Below are 19,787 nucleotides of genomic sequence, written 5' to 3' on the forward strand. Positions count from 1 at the left end.
GCGCGTGGTGACGGTGCACAGACGCCGTCACGGCGTCGGAGTCCGGATCGATCGGGCGAGGTCCAGCGCGTCGACGTGGTGCGGGTCCTCAGCCAGCAGCGCGGCCAACCGGTCGCCTGCGCGTGCGTGCTGCCCGTCGAGAATGTCGAGCTGCGCCCGTAAGAAACCTACTCGGCGCAGCTGCGCGGCGGCCGGGTCCTCGGTGAACAACAACATCGACGGCAGCGAAGTCGCGAAGTAGTCCACGGTCGCCGGGCTCGCCTCCACCGTGTCGCAGAAGGCGCGCAATGCCTCGGTGAGCCGGTCGGCTTCCTCCGTGCGACCAAGCCTGCGCAGCGCGAGCACCGAAGAGTAGGTCGCCTCGGAGTAGGGCTGGGTACTCATTCCCAGGAAGTCGCCCTGCTGCGCGGCGGCCAGCTCCCACGCCATCCGGTCACCAAGCACGTCACCCCGCATCAAGTGCAGCTGAGCGGTGTTCGCGAGCGGATGCCTTGCCTCGCTGAGGGATTCCGGCGGCGCGAACGCGTCGTCCACTGTGGATTGCGAGCGGCACAGCCGGTCCCACACGCGCAGCACGTCGCCCTCACCGCCCTCCCATGGTTGGAAGGTGCGGCCAAGCAGCAGTTCGCGGGCCTCGTCGAGCCGGTCGGCGGTGATCAGCAGGTGTGCGAGTTCGATGGTGGCGTCGTCCCGCGTCTCGACCAGGGCGCGGTTCCGCAGGAGCCAATCCAGCCGTTGCCCGGGCGGCACTCCGCGCCTCGCACTGAGCTGGTCACGCTCGAAGATCAACCTGGCGTCGTCGCCCGCGACGGCGAGCGCGGAGTCGTAGGCCGCGCATGCCTGGTCGGCGTCACCGAGGTGGTTGAAGGCCGCGAGCCCCAGATTCCGCCACACGACGGGATCATCCGGGTCGATCGCCACTGCGGCATTCCAGACCGCGCACGCGTCATCAGGACGTCCGTTGGCGTAGAGCCAGTGTCCGAGCAGCGCGCGAGCCCGCGCGTCCGTGTCGTCAGTATTCGCCGCACGCTCCAACGCCAACGCGTCGTCCAACCGCGAAGGAAAACACCACGTCGCGTCGAGATTTTGCGCCCTCCCCACGGCTTCACTCGCCTCGTGGTCTCGGCCCAGTCCGCGCAACACCTCGGCTCGGTGGTACTCCAGCAACGGCCCGGCCGCTGTCTGCCCGATCGCGCGAGAACCCTCCCGCTCGCGGGCGACGTCGAGCACCCGCAGCGCCGCATCGTGCTCACCGACGCCGACGTACTCCAGTGCGATGTCAAGGCAGGTCTGCGCGTCCGTAGTGAGAGGCAGGCCGAGCAGATCGCGCGTCCACCAGTCCAGGGGATCAAGCGCATGGGTGGCTTCGGCAAGTTCTGCCGCTTGACCGTCTTTTCCGGTACGGCGCAAAACAATCACCCGGAGCGCGCGGGCTTGTAGGTGCTCCGGCTCGGTGCGCAGCACATCCTGCAGCCTGGCCAGCGCCTCCTTGTTCCGCCCGTGTGCGGCGTCGATGCGCGCCATGCGATAGCCCGCCGGTGCCCGCCACGCACGCGCCCAGGAGCCAGAACCGTATACGTCGTAAGCCTCGTCGGCCCGGCCGAGTCGCTCCAGCACGAGACCGAGGCAGTACAGCGCGGTCGTGTCGACCGGGTTGGGGTTCAACGTCGTCAGCCGGGAAACGGCTGTCCGCAACAACTTCTCCGCCTCGGCGAAGTCACCACGCTGATACGCACGCCCAGCGAGCCCGACATTGGCCGCGACATGCGCGGGATCGCGGCGCAATGCCTCATGCCAGTACAGCTCCGGCGAGCGCGTCGCGTGCCGGTACTGATCGAGGTGCGCGCCGATCACGGCCAGCTCTTCCACGGTCGGCACGTCCTCGGGCGAGGCGGGCTCGCGTGCCGGGGTGACCTGATCGTCCGCACCGGTGACCAGGGAATCCCACTCCACCAACAGTTCGTCACCGTGGAGGACGCGCAGCACGAGTCGATCAGCGGGCCACGTCAGCGGGATGCTCTCCTGGAAGGGCTTGCCCGGCGCGATGTCGGCGCGCACCTCGGCGACCTCGGCCCCAGTGCCGTCGACGAGCACCAAGCGGCAGCCGGGGCGGTCAGCGGTCACTGCGACTCCGACCCGCGCGCTCGTGCCCCGGAGGTCCACCCGCACCGCGGCGTCCACGGTCGCCGCCTGCACCGGACCGATCTCCTGAATCGGATACCAGAACTGGGAAAACACCTTCGTCTCCCCGGGCGCGATGAAGGAGAAGTCCGGCTGGTTGTCGGTGAAGACCCCGGCCATCAATTCGACATAGGCCGAACCGTCGTCGGTCAGATTGCGGCCCCACGCGTCACCGAACTCCGAAGCGCCCCAAGTCCACTGCTTCTTCCCGACAGCGATCTGCCGATCGGCGACGTGCACGAACCCGGCCCGCGCGGCATGGTCATAGCCGCCGAAGAACGTTTCCTTGCTGCCCAAACACATGTACGAGGTCGGCACCGGGATGTTGCGGTACCAGTCAAGGCGGTCGCCGCGGACCTGCACGCCACCGGCGACCGTGCCGCCCTCGTCGTGCCGGGCCGGGTAGTCGACCCCGTAGTAGGCCCGATCCGCGGCGGGGAAGCCGGTCGTCGCGCGCTTGGCGTGATCGGCAACGACGCGCACGTCACGGGGGAAGAACGACTGGTAGTTCTCATCCGCTCGCGCGGCGATATTGGTCCACCACAAGAACGTTCGGGTTCGCTCGCAGCGGTTGTACAGCCGCACCCGCAACTCCAGCACGGCGCTGTCGGGCCGCATCCGGACACCGTGCATCCCTTTCATCCGGTCGAAGGGGTCGTGGTCGGAGCACCACACGGTCACGGCGCCATCGGGCTCGTGCTCGATCTCGACGTCGGTCGGCAGGAACGTGGCGGGGCGATGGTGCTGCGGCCAGTTGAACTCGACTCCGCCGGAGATCCACGGCCCGGTCAGGCCGACGAGAGCGGGCTTGATCACCGGGTTGCGGTAGAAGAAGTCGTAGTTTCGGGTGCGGTCGAAAGCGACCTGGATGCGGCCACCGAGCTCGGGCAGCACCATCAGCCGCAGCCAGTGGTTCTCCAGGTGCACCGCGTCCCACTCCACCGGGGCCTTCACCGGGCTGATCCGGTCATGGAACGGCAGTGGATACACCCGCCCGGAGGAGCCCTGATAGACGCGCCGGTCCAAGTAGGCGGGATACCGGTCGGGCTCCTCGGGAAGGTAGCTGTCGATCATCACCCCCGCCCGCCACGCCGCGACCCCGGCCTCGGCCTGCTCGGCGGGGCGGGACGGTAAGTTCAGCGTCGATTCACCCTGTGACATGCGGCAACGCTATGCCCGGGCACCCGTTCGGCGGGATGGCCGAATCGACCGAGTCACCTGGACGATTCGACGGCCGGCTGTACGGTGTGTGGATGCTGCTGCCCGATGGCTTCCCAGGTCAGCGGTTGCGCGTGCTGCCGCGGCCGCTGGTGGCGTCGGCCCTGCGCAAAGCCCCGACCTCGGGCCTGCTCGTCACCGACGCCGGGTACTTCCCCAGCGCGGCCAACCACGGCATGCACCGTCCGCGCAGCGCACCAGAAGCCATCGTGATCGTCTGCACCGACGGGGTCGGGCACTGCGAGGTCGACGGCAGAGTGAGCGTGATCAGGGCGGGAAACGCCCTCGTCCTGCCCCCGTCCCGCCCGCACTTCTACTGGGCGGACTCGCGCGCCCCCTGGACGATCTGGTGGCTGCACGCCGCGGGCTCCCAGGTCTCGGAGCTGCTCTCGGTCGTCACGCCGGACGGCGGTGAAGCCATCATCGAGGTGCGCGACGCCTACCGGGCCGTCTCGGCGATCGACGACGCCATCGGCTTCCTCGAACGGGACGAGACCTTCCCGCACCTTATCTCGGCCTCCGGCGCGGGCTGGACCCTGCTGGCGCAGCTGGCCGCGGACGCGCTGACCGAAGCCCGCCAGCCCACCGAGCCGGTTCGCCAGGCGCAGGAGTACCTGCGGCACAACTTCGCGAAGCCGGTGATCGTCAAAGAGCTGGCGCGCACGGCGGGCCTGTCTCCCTCGCACTTCGCGGCCCTGTTCCGGATGGCGGCGGGCTGTGGCGTGGTCGAATACGCCAAGCGCCTGCGGATGGCCCGAGCGCGCGAGCTGCTGGCCACCACGTCCCGCGACATCTCCGAGATCGCCAGGACCATCGGCTACAACGACGCGTTCTACTTCTCGCGCACTTTCCGCAGAGAACACGGTTGCAGCCCCAGCGAGTACCGACGCGGGAAGCGCTGATTTCGATGATGGCGGGGTTGCACAGGGTGATGGCGTCGCTGTCCGGTGTGCGGACGATGGCCTCAGCGCGGTCGATGCCGATCTGCGGGGCTGCGATGCCCATGCCTGTGCCGAATGTGTGTGCTTGGGCGAAGCGGCCCAGCGCGGGATCGCGTCGTCGTGGTCGACCACCAGACTTCCGGTGCTGGCCCCGGTGTCTGTCACGGGTGACATGGTGGGGCGGGTTCTGGCGGGGCGGTGCGCCTCGAAGTCGCGGAAGGCGGCCTGCTCTCAGGACCGTCTCGACAGCGAAAAGTCCTCGGTGCTGAGCCGGTTCAAAGGCCATTCAGATACATGGCGGGTTCCGGATATCGCATGCCCTTCGTCGTGCCCGCCGGTACTGCCGCGTCGAGCAGCGCCATGTCCTCTGCGCTGAGCCGAAGTGAAGCCGCCCGGAGGTTTTCCTCGAGCGCGCGCCGTCGCTTGGTACCCGGGATCGGCACGACATCCCTGCCTTTGGCCAGCAGCCAGGCCAGGCACACCTGTGCCGGGGTCGCGTCGACACGGGCGGCGATGACTCCGGCCATATCGACAGCGGCCTTGTTCGCGCGGAAATTGTCGCCCTGGAAGCGAGGATCTCTTCTGCGGTAGTCGTCCTCGGCGTACTCCTCGGCGGGTTTGGCGGTTCCGGTCAGGAAACCGCGGCCCAGCGGGGAGTAGGCGACCAGGCCGATGCCGAGCTCACGCAAGGTCGGCAGGATCTCGGCCTCGATGTGGCGTTCCCACAAGGCGTACTCGGTCTGCAGGGCGATCACAGGGGTGACCGCGTGCGCCCGGCGGATCGTGGCCGTCCCGGCCTCGGAAAGGCCGAAATACCGGACCTTGCCCGTGGTCATCAACTGGCCCACGGTGCCGGCCACGTCCTCGATCGGAACCTTGAGATCGACCCGGTGCTGTGACAGCAGATCGATGCGGTCGGTGCGCAGCCGGGTGAGCATCGCGTCGACGGTCCGGCGGATGTGGTCAGGTCTGCTGTTCAACTCGCCGCGGGTGCCGTCCGACGCGTATTCCCAGCCGAACTTCGTGCTGATGAACGCCTCGTCGCGCCGTCCCCGCAACGCGGTGCCGAGCAGTGCTTCGTTGACGAACGGGCCGTAAACCTCGGCGGTGTCGAAGAAAGTGCAGCCGAGGTCGAGTGCTTTGTGGACGGTGGCGATCGATTCGGCGTCGTCCGCGGCACCGTAGGCCCGGCTCATCCCGAAACACCCGAGCCCGAGCGCGGACACGACGGGGCCGTCGGCTCCCAGGACACGGGTGGGCAAGATATCTTTGTGCGGCAACAAGGCCCCCTTCCTGAACTGGAGCGCGGCCGAAGGCGGCGATCACCGCAATGCGGCTCCGTGGCGGACGACCGCGTCGAGGAAGTCACCGCGGGAGATCGCGGCGGCCAGGGCTCCGATCTCATCGCTCAGGTACCGGTCCCGGTCCAGGGGCGGGACCGTCGCGCGGACCTGATCGTGGGTGACCCGGCCGAGCGGACCGAGGCGTTCGTACCGGTCCGACACGTCGACGGCCTGCGCCGCGGCGATCAGTTCCACCGCCAGGATCCAGTTGTTGTTCGCCAGCACCCGTCTGGCGTTTCTCGCTCCGATCAGGCCCATGCTGACCACGTCCTGGTTGTCGGCGTTGGCGGGCACACTCTGCGTGCTGGCGGGGCCGATCGTCCGGTTCTCGGCGACCAGCGCGCTCGCCGGATACTGGGCCCCGGCCAGCCCGCTGTGCAGGCCCGGATCGCCGGCGATGAGGAACTCGGGCAGCCCGTCGTTCAGATGCCGGTTCAACAGCCGATGCGTCCGGCGCTCGGAGAACACGCCGAGCTGAGTGAGCGCGATGGTGCAGTAGTCCATCGCGAAAGCGATCGGCTGGCCGTGGAAATTCGCGCCGTGGAAGATCTCTTCTTCGCCGGACTCGCCGAAGAAGAGGGGATTGTCGTTGGCGGAGTTGAGTTCGATCTCCAGGGCGGACTCGGCTTGCCGGAGAGTGTCGCGGACGGCGCCGAGCACCTGCGGCACCGCGCGCAGGGTGTACGCCTTCTGCAGGTAGACCTCGCCCTCGCCGCTACGGGCCTGTCGCGAGAGTTCTCCGTGCTCGACGGCGAGTTCGGTACCGTCGAGCAGCAGGCGCAGGTTCGCCGCGGTGTCGATTTGCCCCCGGTGGGGACGTGCCCGCTCGTGTCCGTCGGCGAGGAACGGGCTCGTCGAGCCGCGCAGCACCTCCACGACCAGCGCGGAGATGATCTCGGCCTGCCGCACCTGATCCAGCGCGCGGGCGACCACCACCGCGCCGAGCCCGGTCATCGCCGACGTGCCGTTGATCAGCGCGAGGCCTTCTTTGGACCGCAATTCGAGGGGCACGATCCCGTGCCGTTCGAGCACCGGGCCGGTCGGTGTCCGCGCGCCGTCTTCGAGGACGTATCCCTCGCCGATCAGCGTGCAGGCGATATGCGACAGTGGCGCGAGATCCCCGCTGGCTCCCAGCGAGCCGATCTCCGGCACGGCCGGAGTGATGTTCAGGTTCAGGTATGTGGCCAGCCGTTCGAGGACGGCCGGGCGCACGGCCGAATAGCCCTTGGCGAGCGCGTTCAGCCGGGCCGTGATCATCGCCCTGACCTCGTGCTCGGCGAACAGCGGGCCCACACCGGCGCTGTGGCTGCGAACGAGGTTCGTCTGCAGGGCCACCTCGTCACCGGTTCCGACCGGGTGGTGCACCAGTTCGCCGTATCCGGTGGTGACGCCGTACACGGGAACGCCCTGACTCACCAGGTGCTCGAACGACTTTCGGTTCTCCTCGACCGCGGCCAGGGCGGACGGGGCCACCGCGCACGGCGCCCTGTACTCGGCGATCCGGCGCACACCGGCGAGGTCCAGGCCGTGCCCGTCGAGTTCGACAGGTTCCGATTTCTTCGCGGTCACAGCTCAACTGCTGCCTCGGTCGCTATTCTCGATCGGCCGAGCAGCCGGCTCATCACCGCGGTGGCCACGGCGAGCAAGGCGAGCACTCCGCAGGTGACGACGAACGCGTCGCCGAAAACCTCGGTGGGGATCGACGCCGTGTCCTGCGGATTGTGTCCCAGCGCGACTCGGTAGACCGTGCCGATCCCCGCGATCCCGAGGGCCATCGCGGCCTGTGTGACGGTGTTCAGCACGCCCGAACCCGCCCCGGTCAGATCCGCGGGCACCTGGGCCATGGCGATGCTGATCAACGGTGAGACCACCAGTCCCTGCCCGATTCCGGACAGTCCGATGGTGGCCGCGAGCGCGATGGCCTGGGTTCCGGCGTCTGCCTGCACGATCAACGGCATCGGCAGGAAGCTCGCGGTCATCAGCAGCGCGCCGGTGATCAGCACGCGCGTGCCGTAGCGCTCGGCCAGCCGGCGTCCGGCCGTCGAAGCCACCGCGAACCCGACGCCCAGTGGCACGAACACCACACCGGTGCCCAGCGGGTTCAGGTGCAGCGCGGACTGGAGGTAGTAGGTCAGCACCAGGAAGTAGCCCGCGTTGCCGGCGAAGAACACCGTCACCGTGGCCATGCTGGCCGGGAAGCCGCGCCTCCGCAGGACGCGTGCCGGGAGCAGCGGATCGCCGCCACGCGCGGCCAGTCTGTTCTCGTACCGGAACAGGCCGGCCACCAGCAGCCCGGTGGCGGCGAAGCAGAACCAGATCCACAGTGGCCAGCCGTGTTCCGGGCCGATCGACAACGGGATCAGCAGGGCGGGCAGCACGGAAGCGGTGAGCACCGTTCCCACCATGTCCAGCGGTGCGGTCACCTCGCTCCGGCTCTCCCGGACTGTCGACGGCGCGGCCAGCAGGATGAGCAGCCCGATCGGCACGTTGATCAGGAAGATCGTCCGCCATTCCAACCCGGCGACGTCCACTTCCAACAGCAGTCCGCCACCGATCAGCCCGGCGACGACCCCGAGTCCGATCACCGACCCATAGGCGCCGATCGCGCGCTGCCGGTCCCGCAGATGGGTGAAAGTGCCCTGGATGATCGACAGCACCTGCGGCATCAGGACGGCCGCCGCGGCACCCTGGACGACTCGCGCCACGATCAGGAGGTTCGCCGTGGGGCACAGCGCGCACAGCAGCGAGGCGACGGTGAAGGCCGCAACGCCGTACTGGAACACCTTCTTGCGGCCGAACCGGTCGCCGAGCTTGCCGCCGGTCACCATGCCGGCCGCGTAGGCGATCACGTAGCCGTCGATGACGAACTGGATCTGGCCGAAACTGGCACCCAGGTCCACTTGGATCGACGGGCTGGCCACGTTCACGATGAACATGTCGATCTGGCCCATGAACGTGGCCAGCAAGACGACCCCGATCCCGGCCCAGTCGCGATAACTTGGCCCGGTCGAGGACGATGCGTCCGCTACGGCAACCATTTTCGTCCCTCTACCTGGTCGGGTGGGCGCCGCCGTTGACGCCGAAAGTCTGCCCGGTGATGTGCCGGGCACCGGCGGAAGCGAGGAAGAACACCGTTTCGGCGATGTCGTCGGGGATTCCGGCACGACCGGTGCTGGTCGCCTCGACCAGCTGCTCGGCCCGCTCGGCGGGGAGCTTGTCCCGGAAGAACTCGGTCTCGCGGATGTAGCCCGGCGAAACGACGTTCGCGGTAATCTTGCGGGCGCCCAGCTGCTTGGCCAGATCGATGTTCCATGACGCGAGTCCGGCCTTGGCCGCGCCGTACGATCCCGCGCCCTGGTCGGCGGCGATGGACCCGATGTGGATCACCGAGCCGCCGTCGGCCAGCTTGTCGGCGACCGCTGTCGTGGTCAGTACCGCGCTGATGAGGTTGGCGTCCAGGTTCGCCCGCCAGTGTGCGAGAACCCCGGCGAGCCCGTCCTGATCGGGGAGATCGAAGTCGGTGTTGCCGCCGGCGTTGTTGACCAGCACGTCGATCGGCCCGTCCAGTTCGGCCAGCGCGGCGGTCACCTGCTCGGGATCGGTGCTGTCGCAGACGAGCGGACGGACCGACGGGCCCAGCTCGGCCGCCGTCGCGACCAGCACTTCTTTGCGTCGCCCGGTGATGTGCACGACGGCGTCGGACGCCGCGAATCGTGCGGCCACGGCCCTGCCGATGCCGGTGCCCCCGCCGGTAACCAGAATTGTCCGAATCATCTAGCCTTCCTTCGTGTTCGCTGGTTCGAACTCACGTTTAGGCCTAAATGATAGGCTGTATGTCGTATAGCCGACAACCGAGGTGGAGGTCTGGGATGAGTACAGCGTCCGGGAAAGACCCCACGCCGGACGCCGCGGACGAGATCGAGGCGGCCTGGCAACGCGAACGCCCTGGCACGTCGACCGAGTCCATCGGGATCGTGACCAGGTTGTGGCAGCTGGCCAAACTGTTCGGTGAGGACCGCCGCCGGGTACTGCTCGACTCCGATGTCGATTCGGCCACCTTGGACCTGCTCAGCGTGCTCCGGCGCAGCTCCCCGCCGTACTCCCTGACGACCAGGGAGCTGGCGAGACAGACCCTGGTCACTGCGGGAGCGATCTCGCAGCGGGTGGCCCGGGCGGAACGTGAGGGGCTGGTCGAGCGGCATACCGAACCCCCTGGTCGCAGCGTGTACGTGACCTTGACCCCGGCCGGGCACGCCCTGGTGGAGCAGACCGTCGACCGGGTGCTCGCGCGGGAACTCGAACTGATCTCCGGGCTGACCGGCGAGCAGCGAAGCCAGCTCTCCTCACTGCTGCGGCTGCTCCTCGGGGAGGTCCAGACGCGGTGTGACGATCATGGCGTTTCGCATGTCGGCGACGTCGGCTCGCCGCTCTGAAACCAGCGGAGCGCGGACTCACAACGATCGGGTGAAATGCCGGACCACCCGCTGCGCCTGGACCGGGTTCAGCCGGGGATCGCAGGCGGACTCGTACCTGGCCGGTGCGGGCGCGCCGCTCAGCTCGGCCGTCGTGTCCACGCATTCGGTCACCGGGTCCGGGCTCACCTCCAGGTGGAGGCCGCCCGGGTGAATCCGCCGCTCCCGCAAGATCCGGCAGAACTGCCCGATCTCGGCCTGGATCTCCGTGACGACGCGGGTCTTCTGCCCGGTCGAGGTCTTCCTGGTGTTGCCGTGCATGGGATCGCAGAGCCAGGTCACCCACCTGGCTCGCGAGCCCAGTGCGGCCACCAGAACGGGGAACCGGTCCGCGATCTTCTCCGCGCCCATGCGGATGATGAGGCTCAGCCGACCGGGACGATGCCCGTCGGCCAGGCGGTCGACGATGGCGATCAGTTCTTCCGGAGTCGCGTTCGGGCCGATCTTCACCCCGACGGGGTTATTGATCCGCTCCGCGAAGGCCAGATGCGCGTGGTCGAGCTGGCGGGTGCGCTCACCGATCCACACCATATGGGCCGAGGAAGCGTAGCTGCCGCCGCGGGTCGGGTCCGGGCGAAGCAGCGCCTGCTCGAAGTCCAGGAGCAGGGCTTCGTGGCTGATGTAGGTCGGTGCCAGCATCGAACTGATGCCGCTGCCGCCTTCCAAGAGCAGCAGCTGCCGCATGAAGAGCGCGTCCAGCCCCTTCGCCGCGAGGTCGTAGGCGGTCAGCATGCGTGCCGGATCGGCCCGCCTCGCCGCAGCCGTGGGACTCAGGCCGTTCACCGCGTCGCCGCGGTAGACCGGGATTTCGGCGCCGTCCGGCAGGACTTCCGTCGCGCAGGAACGGGGTTTGGCGAACTGGCCGGCGAATCGTCCGATCCGGACAGTCGGCACCCCGGCGGATTCAGCGGTGTCACAGAGGTGGTGCAGCTGGGAGGCCTTGGTCTGGACCCGGTGCCGCTCCGAGTCGGCGAACAGTTCGGCACAGTCGCCCGCCTGGATCACCACGGCTTCCCCGCGGGCGACGAACTCGAGTTCTCCGGCCAGCGCGTAACAGGAATTCGCGTCGACAAGCGGTGGCCTGGAACGCAGTTCGCTCCGCACAGCGGCCAGCTCGTTCGGTGTGGACCATTCGGGCTGGTGGGCGGCGGCGATTTCCGGCACTGCGTGGGGGATCATCGCGGTCTCCAGTGTGGTGGTGGTCGTCACGCGGGGCGAAGGCCGGCTGGGCTCAGCCGGAGCTGTACCCGCCTGGCCAGGTCGATCAGCCGTTCCTCGCTGCCGGGCGGCCCGACGATCTGCACACCGAGCGGCGCGCGGTTCACCTGGCTGAGCCGAGCGGGCACGGCGATGGCGGGCAGTCCGGCGAAACTGGCGATCGGCGTGTACCCGATCCGCCGGTCGTAGTCGGCCTCTCCGGGGGCGGGAATGGTGGTGGCGGCTGGCCGGCAGGTCCGCAGATCGGGCGGGGGAGAGGGATCCAGCGGGAGCAACCAGGCGTGCGTGCGATCGCCGAAGCGGGCGGTGTTTTCCTGCCTGCAGGCGAACATCGCATCGAGGATTTCCGCGTAGTGGCTGTCGCTCACCCGTGCACCGATTTCCAGCGCCTGCTCGGTGCTCGCGTGCAACGGCACGGTGATCCAGTGCCGCCAGAGCCGGTAGCCGTCCCATGCCTGCCGAGCGCAGAGCTGCCAGGCGTCGCCACGGCGTTGCCAGAGGTCGTCCGACACCCTCGAGTCGTTCACCTCGTGGCCGTCATCGGCGAGCGCGGCACCGACCAGATCCAGCGTTTCCAGCATCTCGGGACTGCAAGAGCCTTCTCGGACGTTCGCGGGCACGCCGATGCGATACCGGGCGGGCACCGGTTGCCCACCCTCGCCGAGCAGGGTGCCCAATCCCAGGCGCCGCCACAGGAACGCCAGGTCTTCGGCCGTACGCGCCACCCAGCCGACCGCGTCCATCGGCGGTGACAACGGGAAGATGCCGTGCAGCAGCCGCGGATCGTGCGTCATCCGCAACCCGACGGTGCCGCACTGACCGGCAGGCCACCGCACCGAACCGAGAACGTCCGTGCCCATCCCGAGATCACAGAGATCGGCCGCCACGGCGACGGCCGCACCGGTACTCGAACCCGCGGGATCGATGTGCGGGAAATAGGGATTCACGCAGCCGGAGCCGACGCCGATGTTCAGCTCGGTGCTCACGACCTTGCCGATCACCTGGTCTTCGACCCCGTCGAGCCGGGCCAGCGCGCTCGCCGTCACCGGCGGATGATGCCGATAGTGGCGCAGGCCCAACGAGGTGGGCAGACCGGCGACGTCGATGGTGTCCTTGACACCGACGCGGATCAGGGGGGTTCCCGATCCGGGACTCCGCCGTGCGGTGACCGCCCGGTACCGGGCATCGGCCACGGAATGCCAGGTCGCGTTCTGCTCCGCCCACTTCCGGTCGTCCCACTCGCCCCGATCGCTCAGATCGCACCGTTCGGCGAGCGGTAGTTCGAGCAGATCGGGCAACGCGGGGTGATCATCGGGATAGACGATTCCCGCCTTCTCGGCGTAGCCGGCCATCGCATCGGCGGGATCCGACGGGCGTGGACGGGCCGCCGCCATCAGCTCGCCCCTTTCAACGCCGCGCGGGGTTCCTGTTGCGTGAGCGCGTACAAGGCGGTGACCGCGATCTTCCCGGTCGCGGTCCGCGGGATGCGCCGGACCTGGTGCACCGCACGCGGCGGGGTGAAGTCGTGCATGACCGCCCGCAGCCGGTCGAAGATCTGCCGGCGGGAGAGGTCCCGGTCGAGGCTGTAGAACAGTTCGTAGTGCTCGGCGCGGACGGGATCGTGCACTGGCAGGCAGGCGACGTCCAGGCCGTCGACCGAGTTCCGCAACGCGGCCGCGAGCTCTTCGAGGTTGACCCGCGCCCCGTTCACCTTGATCAGAGCCGACGCCCGACCGTGGAATTCGAAGGACCGGCCGCTGCGGTGGATCACGTCGGGCAGCCGCCAGGTTTCCGGCCTGGACACCATGTCGCTGCGGCGGGCCAGCCGCGGGCTCCGGATGTGGAGCCACTGTCCCGGAACTTCGCTCGGATCGGCGAACTCGACGTCGGGCAGCAGCTGCCAGCTTCCCGCTTCGATGCCGGGCGGCACGATTTCCCGATGTGCTATTCCGCCGGTTTCGGTGGACCCGAACAACTCGAACGCGCGGAAACCGGTACCGGACAGCGCTGCCAGCACCTCGCCGGTGGCCTGCACCGTCGGCCCGGTTCCGTGCAGGGCGACCGCCGAGGGCAGCGCCTTGAGCCGGTCGAGCAGATGCCGCAGTACCAGCCAGCTCGACGGCAGGCAGACGAACAACGTCCGCTTCTGGTCCACCTCGGGCGGCAATCCGGTGGGGGTGTGGGTGAGGTGGTGCACGGGAAGGTCGCGGATTTCCGGCAGGATCTGCGCGAACAACCGTCCGAACAGGTGCTCCACCGGCGCGAAGCTGACGATCTGCTCGACTTCGCCGACGAGTTCGTCGGCGATCAGTCGGGCCTCGGCCCGGAGTTGCTCCTGGGTGCGGAGCCAGACGGCGGGCGAACCCGTGTGCCCGGACGTGCGGAACTCGATCTCCGCCGCCGTCATCGGGGTCCTCCGAACGCGGCCTGGTCCTCCAGGTGGGCGTGCACGAACTCCGCGATGCGGTCCATCTGCGCGAAGGTGTATCGGACGTCGTGCTCGACGAAGTCCACCTCGATGCCGAATTCCTTTTCGATCGCGGTGACGCATTCCATCGCGCCAAGGCTGTCGTAGCGGTCGCCCAGCGTTTCCGGGAGCGGCGCGTCGCCGGGCAGGTCGTCGATCTCCGGGCCGAACAGGCCGGCCAGCACGGTCCGGGTCCGGGTCCGGAGGGAGTCGAGGGCGGGCACGGAAAATGCGGTCATCGGTTTCCCCTTCGAGTGGCGTCCGCGCGACTGAGTCGTCCCTGGGCGCCGAAGTACACGGATTCCTTGGGTGTGGGCCGGAACTCGAGGTAGAGGAACGGAGTCCCGGCGGTCATGCCGAGCGAGTCGGCGAGTACGGCGGCTAACTCTTCGTAGAAGGCCTCGCTTCTCCCGACGGACACGCAGCAGAGGACACTCGCGTGATGCAGTCCTTCGTCTTCGTGCGGAAGGGCTTCGACCGGCAGACCGCCGACGAACACCGTGCCCTCCTCGGTCCGTTCGAACCGCACGACCACATGTCTGCGGTCGCTGCCGTGTTCGGAGAACCAGCGGGTCAGCCGGACGGCGATGGCCCGGCGTTCGGTGGTGGGCAGTTCCGTGGTGCGAATAGTGATGGTGGGCATGATTTCCCCAGGACGGAGGGTTTCCCTCAGGACAAGGTGAGTGCGGGCAGGTCCCCCCGGCGCCCCGCGATCCGGTCGCGGAGCAGCACGCCGAGGCAGTCGGCCAGCACTCCACCGCCGGTTGGTGCGAGCGGTGTCCACGCGGTGCCCTCCGGACGGCAGAGCCGGTCGAGGAAGACGGTCAGCCGGGGGAAGTCCACGGGAATCCGCTGACGGTCCGCGGTCACCACGGCTTCGTAGGTGCTGAGCAGATCCGGCATCCGCGAACCTTCGTTGGCGAATCCGCCACTGGTCACCCGGTGCCGCTCGAGCAGGCCCGTCAGTTCGACGTGTACGGTCTCGCCCAGTTGTTCCCGGACCCGTAACGCCTGCAGCCCCGCGCGAAGCGTAGGAGGCGCTCCCGGAACGTGCCGATAGCCCCGTTCGTCACCGCACCCCGACACGAACTTCTTCAGGCGCGCGGGATCCAGCACCTCGGCGACCGGGATCCCGAGCAGCCGCAGGGTTTCCACCGCCGCCGCGGTGGAGACCAGATCCGAGCCCCGGCCTTCCCAATAGCCGAAACCGCCGTCCGGGTTCTGCAGCTCTGTCAACCAGTTCGCGATCTCGCGGGGCGCCGTGGGGTCGGCGTGGGCCGCACCTGCGGCGAGAGCCCACAGGGTGCACCGTACTTCGCTGCCACGGGCGGGCATGTACATGATTCCGCCCTCGTTCGGCAGCCGGCATCCGGCCAGCCAGGTACGCCACTGATCCTGCCGCGGGTCGTCGGCCGCCGTCAGCAACGCGGTGGCCGCGGTGCTGAGCGCGTCCCCTGCCCGGTCGGGTTCGCGATAGGTGAAGCCACCGGAGGGGCAGGACATGGCGCGCAGCCTGCGCAACACCGGACCCGCATGCTCGCCGGTGTCCGCGCCCAACGACCGCAACGAGCCGATCGCGCAGAACAAGGCCCAGACGTCGGCCACGTCATAGCCTGCCCACCGGACGAACGAGCCGTCGGCCAACCGGCGGTCCAGGATCCAGCCGAGGCACCGTTGTCGCTCGGCAGGGGCCGCGCCCAGCGCTTCGAGCGCTCCCGTCGCCCGGTAGGTGGCCCACAGGCACGGAGTGTCGGCCGACGGGCCGAACCGGAAACCGCCTTCGGCCTGTTGCTGGTCCCGCAGCCACCGAACCAGCGCGGGACCGTCCCAGGGAAGGGCCAGATCCGGTTCCGCGGCCCGCAACGCCCGCCAGGACATCACCCCGTAAAAGCACGCTCGGACGTCGGAAGACGTGGCCCCGGCGTGCTCCGGCGACCAGCCGAGGCCGCCGTCCGGCGCCTGCAGCGCGCGTAGCCAGTCGACCAGGCGACGACGGTCCGCCGGGTCGTCCTGACACAGTTCGACCATGGTGCGCACCGAAAAATGCGTGGCCCACACGTCCGGGGCTTGGCCGGGCAGCATCGCGTACGCGTCACCGGACCAGGTCCGGTGCAGCCAATCCCGTGTCGAGCCGAGCCGCGGGATCTCGGCACCGAGTTCAGCAATCGCCTGAGTGCAGTAGAACGTCGCCCACGCGTCGGATGCCATCCCCTTGCTCCACGCGTAACCACCATCGCTGTTGCGGCGGCTGCTCAGGTAGCCGACGGTCGCCGCCCTGCCGGGGAGTTCGCGGGTCCGGCCCAGCCACGCGGCCGTGCGGACCGCCGCGTAGGTGCACCACAGGTCTGCTTCACCGGTGGTGACGGCGGTCCCGATCGGCGCGTGGGGGGCCAGGTGCGCGGTCATCCGCCCGCTCCCACTACCCGGAAGTTGGATCGCTTCCAGCTCTTCTGCGAAGCGCCGCTCTTGGTGCTCGCGGGCAGCTGGTTGACGAAGAGCACCTCGTCCCACTCCAGGCCGAGTACCTCCCGGGAGGAGTGCTGGAGCCGGTCGGCCATGGTGGCTTCCCCGGTCCGATCCCAGTGCACGTCCCGTTCCAGGATCAACCGGGCGAACGCGCCCGGCGCGTCGGTCTCCATCAAATAGCCGGTCGCCTCGGTCTCGCCGTAGACCACCTCTTCGACCGCGCGCACGGTGAGTTTCGCGCCGCGCACGTCCACCGCGTCGGAACTGCGTCCGACGACTTCGATGACCGGGGCGCGGTCACCACAGTCACAGCGGGCACCCAGCCGCACGTCGTCCCCCGTGTCCAGTCGCAGCACGCATCGGGCATGCAGGTTGAGCGGGGTGACGACGAGCCGTCCGCTGCCGGATTCCGGCAGCGGGCGAACGATTCCGTCGTCATCGGCGAGTTCGAAGTAGTTGGTCGCGGTCAGCAGGTGCAACCGGTCCTGGACACAGCCGGCGGCCAGAGTGCCGGTCTCCGTGCTCCCGTAACTGGCATCCAGCGCGGAGGCGCCCCACCAGCGGCCGAGGCGGGTCCGGAACGGCGCGGTGCTGACCTCGCCGAGCAACATCAACCGGTGCACGTCGGCGCTCAGTTCCGGCAAAAGCCCACGTTGTTTGATGAGCCTGCTGAACTGTAGTGCCACTCCTGGTGCGGCGAAAACGGTGGTCGGCCGGAAGGTGGTGCACAGTCCGATCAGCCGGTCCCAGTCGGAGATGCCGGTGGCGAACGGATAGGCCCTGGCGTGTGGCCTGCCGAGATACTCGCAGACACCGACGATAAGGTCGGCCACGGGTACGATGTCCGATGGCAGCATAATCAATACGCGTTCGTTTTCCGGCAACAGACCACGTCAGGCTTCGGCCACCGAAACGGTGTTCCAGATTATGTCCTCCGCCAGTCGCGGAGTCGGTGTCGGCAGTCCCGTGGTCCCGGTGGTCTCGTAATATTTCGCCGCCGCGTCAACTGGGGCTGCCAAGAATTCAGTAGGGCTTTTCTTGAGGTTGAACTTGCTGGTGGTGTCGAGTTCCTCGAACCTGGCGAAGGAGTACTCCGGAAGGCCGGTGTAGGCTTCGGTGCGCCTGGCTCTTTGCCAGGTATCGGAAAGTTTCCGCAGATAGAAGCTCTTGTCGGGCAGTTTTCGCTGCTGATCGCGGATCTCGTCACTTGCCTGATTCAGCAGACGCAAACGATCGCTGCTGTTAATGATCAAGGTTTATTCACTCCCCAGGAAATAAGCTCAGTCTCTGATCTTCTGGAGGCCCCCTGGCTATTCAATCAGCGCAAGTTTAGCATTAAACACCGAGCTGTCGCAAGTTGTCCGGTAGAGACATCGACGTTCGTATCATTCACGGCCGTCTTCACTCTGGTGGCGGTACGGGCCCTGTTGGACGCTGAGTACCGTCCTCGATCAGATGAATTACCGGCAGTTGTTGGCGCGCGTTCGTCTGCACTATATCGCCGTCGCGGCCGGTGAAACACCCCTCTCGTGCGCCCGTCGCGCCGAGCCAATGCCACGTTTGCCAGGGTGCACGACTCGCCGGTGCAGCGGACGAGCGAATCAAGCAGACCCAGCATGCCTCTAGGACAGGGAACGTCATGTGCGGATCGCCGGCTGGATCAATCTGAAGCGTCCCGTTGAGTGGAATGACGCGGATCTCGAACGTATGACCCGTACGCTTGCCCGCCGCGGACCGGATGACGAAGGGCTGTGGGCGGATCAGCACGTCGGCCTCGGCCACCGCAGGCTGGCCATTCTCGACGTGCGCCGCGGCGTGCAGCCGATGGTCGCGGGCTCGCCCGAGCAACCGCTCGCCGTGCTCAGCTACAGCGGCGAGGTGTACAACTTCCGCGAGTTGAGGGCCGAACTCGCCGGTCGGGGGCACGCCTTCCGGACCCACGGCGACACCGAAGTGGTGCTCAACGCCTACTTGGAGTGGGGCGACAGCTTCGTCGAGCGGCTCAGCGGCATGTTCGCCTTCGCGTTGTGGGATCCGCGCGAACGCAGGCTCCTCCTGGTGCGCGACCGGCTGGGCATCAAACCTCTCTATTACGCCCGGTCCGGGGACGCGGTGCTGTTCGGGTCCGAGCCGAAGGCGGTGCTGGCGCATCCGGAGTTCACCCCCCGGCTCGATCACCAGGGACTCGCCGATCTGCTGGGACTTATCAAGACTCCCGGGGTCACCCCGTTCCGCGACTTGTTCGAGTTGCCGCCGGGACACTTCCTCACCATCGACGACAACGGCGACCACTTGTCCCGCTACTGGAGTTTGCCCACTGTTCCGCACGAGGACGACATCGCGGACACGGTCGCCCACGTTCGCGAGCTGCTCTTCGACACGGTGCGAAGGCAGCTGATCACCGACGTACCGCTGTGCACACTGTTGTCCGGGGGCCTGGATTCGAGCGCGTTGACCGCCATCGCCGCGGACATCCTCGGCAGTACGGGAGAAGGCCCGGTCAGGTCGTTCTCCGTCGACTTCGTCGGCAGCGCCGAACACTTCCGTGCCAGCGAATTCCGGCCCGAGCGGGACAATCCCTACGCCCTCCGGGTCGTCGAACACCTCGGCACGGCACACCGGACCATCGAACTGCCGGAAGACGCCCTGACGGAGGACCTGAACCGGGACGTCGTACTCGGCGCGCACGACCTCCCGCTCACCTTCGGTGACGTCGACACCTCGCTGTACCTGCTCTTCTCGGCCATCCGTGACCAGTCGACCGTCGCGCTGTCCGGTGAGTCCGCGGACGAGGTCTTCGGCGGGTACAACTGGTTTCACGATCCCCGCGTCGTCGGCACGGCGGACTTTCCCTGGCTCAGCACCATGCAGTTCGTCCCCGAGCAGATGCTGACCGCCGAGTTTCGCGAACACACGCGGTTCGGGGAGTACCGTGCCGACAGCTATCGGCAGGCGATCGGCGAAGTTGAGTACCTGCCGGGAGAAGACGCGCAGGACCGGCGGATGCGCGAGTTCAGCCACCTGCATCTCACGCGCTGGCTGCAGGTACTGCTGGATCGCAAGGACCGGCTCAGCATGGCCGCCGGTCTCGAAGTGCGGGTGCCGTTCTGTGATCACCGGCTGGTCGAGTACGTGCACAACATCCCGTGGAAGATCAAGAACTACGACGGCCGGGAGAAGAGCGTGCTCCGCGGCGCGGCGGCCGGTCTGTTGCCCGAGTCGGTGCTGAACCGGAAAAAGAGCCCATATCCCACCACCGGCGACACCAGGTACGAAAGGGACTTGCGTCACCGGGTCGGCACCCTTCTCGCGGAGAACCGGTCGCCGGCACTGGACATCGTCGACGCGGGCGCCCTCCGCAAGTTGCTGAGCAGGCCGACCGGCTACTTCGACACCCAGCTTCGGCGCAACCCGCTGGAAACCGCCTTGAGCCTCGCGCAGTGGTACCAGGATCAAGGGAACTCGTGAGCCATACCGAGTC

16 protein-coding genes and 1 pseudogene are annotated in these 19,787 nt (G+C 68.0%); 3 read left to right on the forward strand and 14 right to left on the reverse strand.

All coding sequences use genetic code 11. The annotated features are described in order from the left end of the window. Positions 1-27: 27 nt before the first annotated feature. Positions 28-3,342 carry a tetratricopeptide repeat protein gene (locus ACZ54P_RS32365; RefSeq protein WP_465465391.1) on the reverse strand — a complete coding sequence of 1,105 codons (3,315 nt, stop codon included), beginning with the start codon at positions 3,340-3,342 and terminating at the stop codon, positions 28-30. Positions 3,343-3,434: 92 nt separating this feature from the next. Here ACZ54P_RS32365 and ACZ54P_RS32370 point away from each other — a divergent pair, with 92 nt between their 5' ends. Next, positions 3,435-4,301, forward strand: coding sequence for a helix-turn-helix domain-containing protein (locus tag ACZ54P_RS32370; protein WP_465465392.1), 867 nt, complete (start codon positions 3,435-3,437; stop codon positions 4,299-4,301). A 25-nt stretch (positions 4,302-4,326) separates the two neighbouring features. Here ACZ54P_RS32370 and ACZ54P_RS32375 read toward each other — a convergent pair. The 5 genes and pseudogenes from ACZ54P_RS32375 to ACZ54P_RS32395 all read right to left on the reverse strand — a co-directional run. After that, positions 4,327-4,626: pseudogene (locus ACZ54P_RS32375) on the reverse strand (hypothetical protein); the annotation flags it as partial. Then, positions 4,616-5,602: an aldo/keto reductase gene (locus tag ACZ54P_RS32380; RefSeq protein ID WP_465465393.1), complete on the reverse strand. Its 987-nt coding sequence runs from the start codon at positions 5,600-5,602 to the stop codon at positions 4,616-4,618. The pseudogene ACZ54P_RS32375 and the gene ACZ54P_RS32380, both read right to left, overlap by 11 nt. A gap of 60 nt (positions 5,603-5,662) precedes the next feature. After that, on the reverse strand, positions 5,663-7,252 hold the full coding sequence (gene cmdF / locus ACZ54P_RS32385; RefSeq protein ID WP_465465394.1) for a tyrosine 2,3-aminomutase: 1,590 nt from the start codon (positions 7,250-7,252) through the stop codon (positions 5,663-5,665). Beyond that, the gene (locus tag ACZ54P_RS32390; protein ID WP_465465395.1) at positions 7,249-8,721 is read right to left on the reverse strand and encodes an MFS transporter; all 1,473 of its coding nucleotides are present in this window, start codon (positions 8,719-8,721) and stop codon (positions 7,249-7,251) included. Before ACZ54P_RS32390 ends, cmdF begins: the two co-directional genes overlap by 4 nt. 10 nt (positions 8,722-8,731) lie before the next feature. Further along, a complete protein-coding gene (locus ACZ54P_RS32395) occupies positions 8,732-9,457 on the reverse strand; it encodes an SDR family NAD(P)-dependent oxidoreductase (RefSeq protein WP_465465396.1) in 726 nt (241 codons plus the stop codon). 95 nt (positions 9,458-9,552) lie between these two features. Here ACZ54P_RS32395 and ACZ54P_RS32400 point away from each other — a divergent pair, with 95 nt between their 5' ends. Beyond that, positions 9,553-10,116, forward strand: coding sequence for a MarR family winged helix-turn-helix transcriptional regulator (locus ACZ54P_RS32400; protein WP_465465397.1), 564 nt, complete (start codon positions 9,553-9,555; stop codon positions 10,114-10,116). Positions 10,117-10,134: 18 nt separating this feature from the next. Here the strand turns inward: ACZ54P_RS32400 and ACZ54P_RS32405 are convergent, their stop codons facing one another. From ACZ54P_RS32405 to ACZ54P_RS32440, 8 genes are read right to left on the reverse strand one after another with little or no spacing between them, the layout of a single operon-like run. Continuing rightward, positions 10,135-11,334 (reverse strand): 3-deoxy-7-phosphoheptulonate synthase, encoded by a 1,200-nt coding sequence (locus tag ACZ54P_RS32405; RefSeq protein WP_465465398.1) that lies wholly within the window; start codon positions 11,332-11,334, stop codon positions 10,135-10,137. A 26-nt stretch (positions 11,335-11,360) separates the two neighbouring features. Next, positions 11,361-12,767, reverse strand: coding sequence for an amidase family protein (locus tag ACZ54P_RS32410; RefSeq protein ID WP_465465399.1), 1,407 nt, complete (start codon positions 12,765-12,767; stop codon positions 11,361-11,363). After that, the gene (locus ACZ54P_RS32415; RefSeq protein WP_465465400.1) at positions 12,767-13,780 is read right to left on the reverse strand and encodes a class I adenylate-forming enzyme family protein; all 1,014 of its coding nucleotides are present in this window, start codon (positions 13,778-13,780) and stop codon (positions 12,767-12,769) included. The genes ACZ54P_RS32410 and ACZ54P_RS32415 overlap by 1 nt, the downstream gene beginning before the upstream one ends. Further along, positions 13,777-14,079 carry an acyl carrier protein gene (locus ACZ54P_RS32420; RefSeq protein ID WP_465465401.1) on the reverse strand — a complete coding sequence of 101 codons (303 nt, stop codon included), beginning with the start codon at positions 14,077-14,079 and terminating at the stop codon, positions 13,777-13,779. Before ACZ54P_RS32420 ends, ACZ54P_RS32415 begins: the two co-directional genes overlap by 4 nt. Further along, positions 14,076-14,483, reverse strand: coding sequence for a tautomerase family protein (locus ACZ54P_RS32425; protein WP_465465402.1), 408 nt, complete (start codon positions 14,481-14,483; stop codon positions 14,076-14,078). Before ACZ54P_RS32425 ends, ACZ54P_RS32420 begins: the two co-directional genes overlap by 4 nt. Before the next feature lie 26 nt (positions 14,484-14,509). Next, a complete protein-coding gene (locus ACZ54P_RS32430) occupies positions 14,510-16,246 on the reverse strand; it encodes a prenyltransferase/squalene oxidase repeat-containing protein (RefSeq protein WP_465465403.1) in 1,737 nt (578 codons plus the stop codon). Further along, complete coding sequence (locus tag ACZ54P_RS32435; protein ID WP_465465404.1) at positions 16,243-17,139, reverse strand: phenylacetate--CoA ligase family protein; 897 nt, start codon at positions 17,137-17,139, stop codon at positions 16,243-16,245. Before ACZ54P_RS32435 ends, ACZ54P_RS32430 begins: the two co-directional genes overlap by 4 nt. 60 nt (positions 17,140-17,199) lie before the next feature. Then, positions 17,200-17,559, reverse strand: a complete 360-nt coding sequence (locus tag ACZ54P_RS32440; RefSeq protein ID WP_465465405.1) for a hypothetical protein — start codon at positions 17,557-17,559, stop codon at positions 17,200-17,202. 388 nt (positions 17,560-17,947) lie between these two features. Here ACZ54P_RS32440 and asnB point away from each other — a divergent pair, with 388 nt between their 5' ends. Then, positions 17,948-19,774 (forward strand): asparagine synthase (glutamine-hydrolyzing), encoded by a 1,827-nt coding sequence (gene asnB, locus ACZ54P_RS32445; RefSeq protein WP_465465406.1) that lies wholly within the window; start codon positions 17,948-17,950, stop codon positions 19,772-19,774. Positions 19,775-19,787: the final 13 nt, after the last annotated feature.

Source organism: Amycolatopsis sp. NPDC034160, assembly GCF_055575355.1.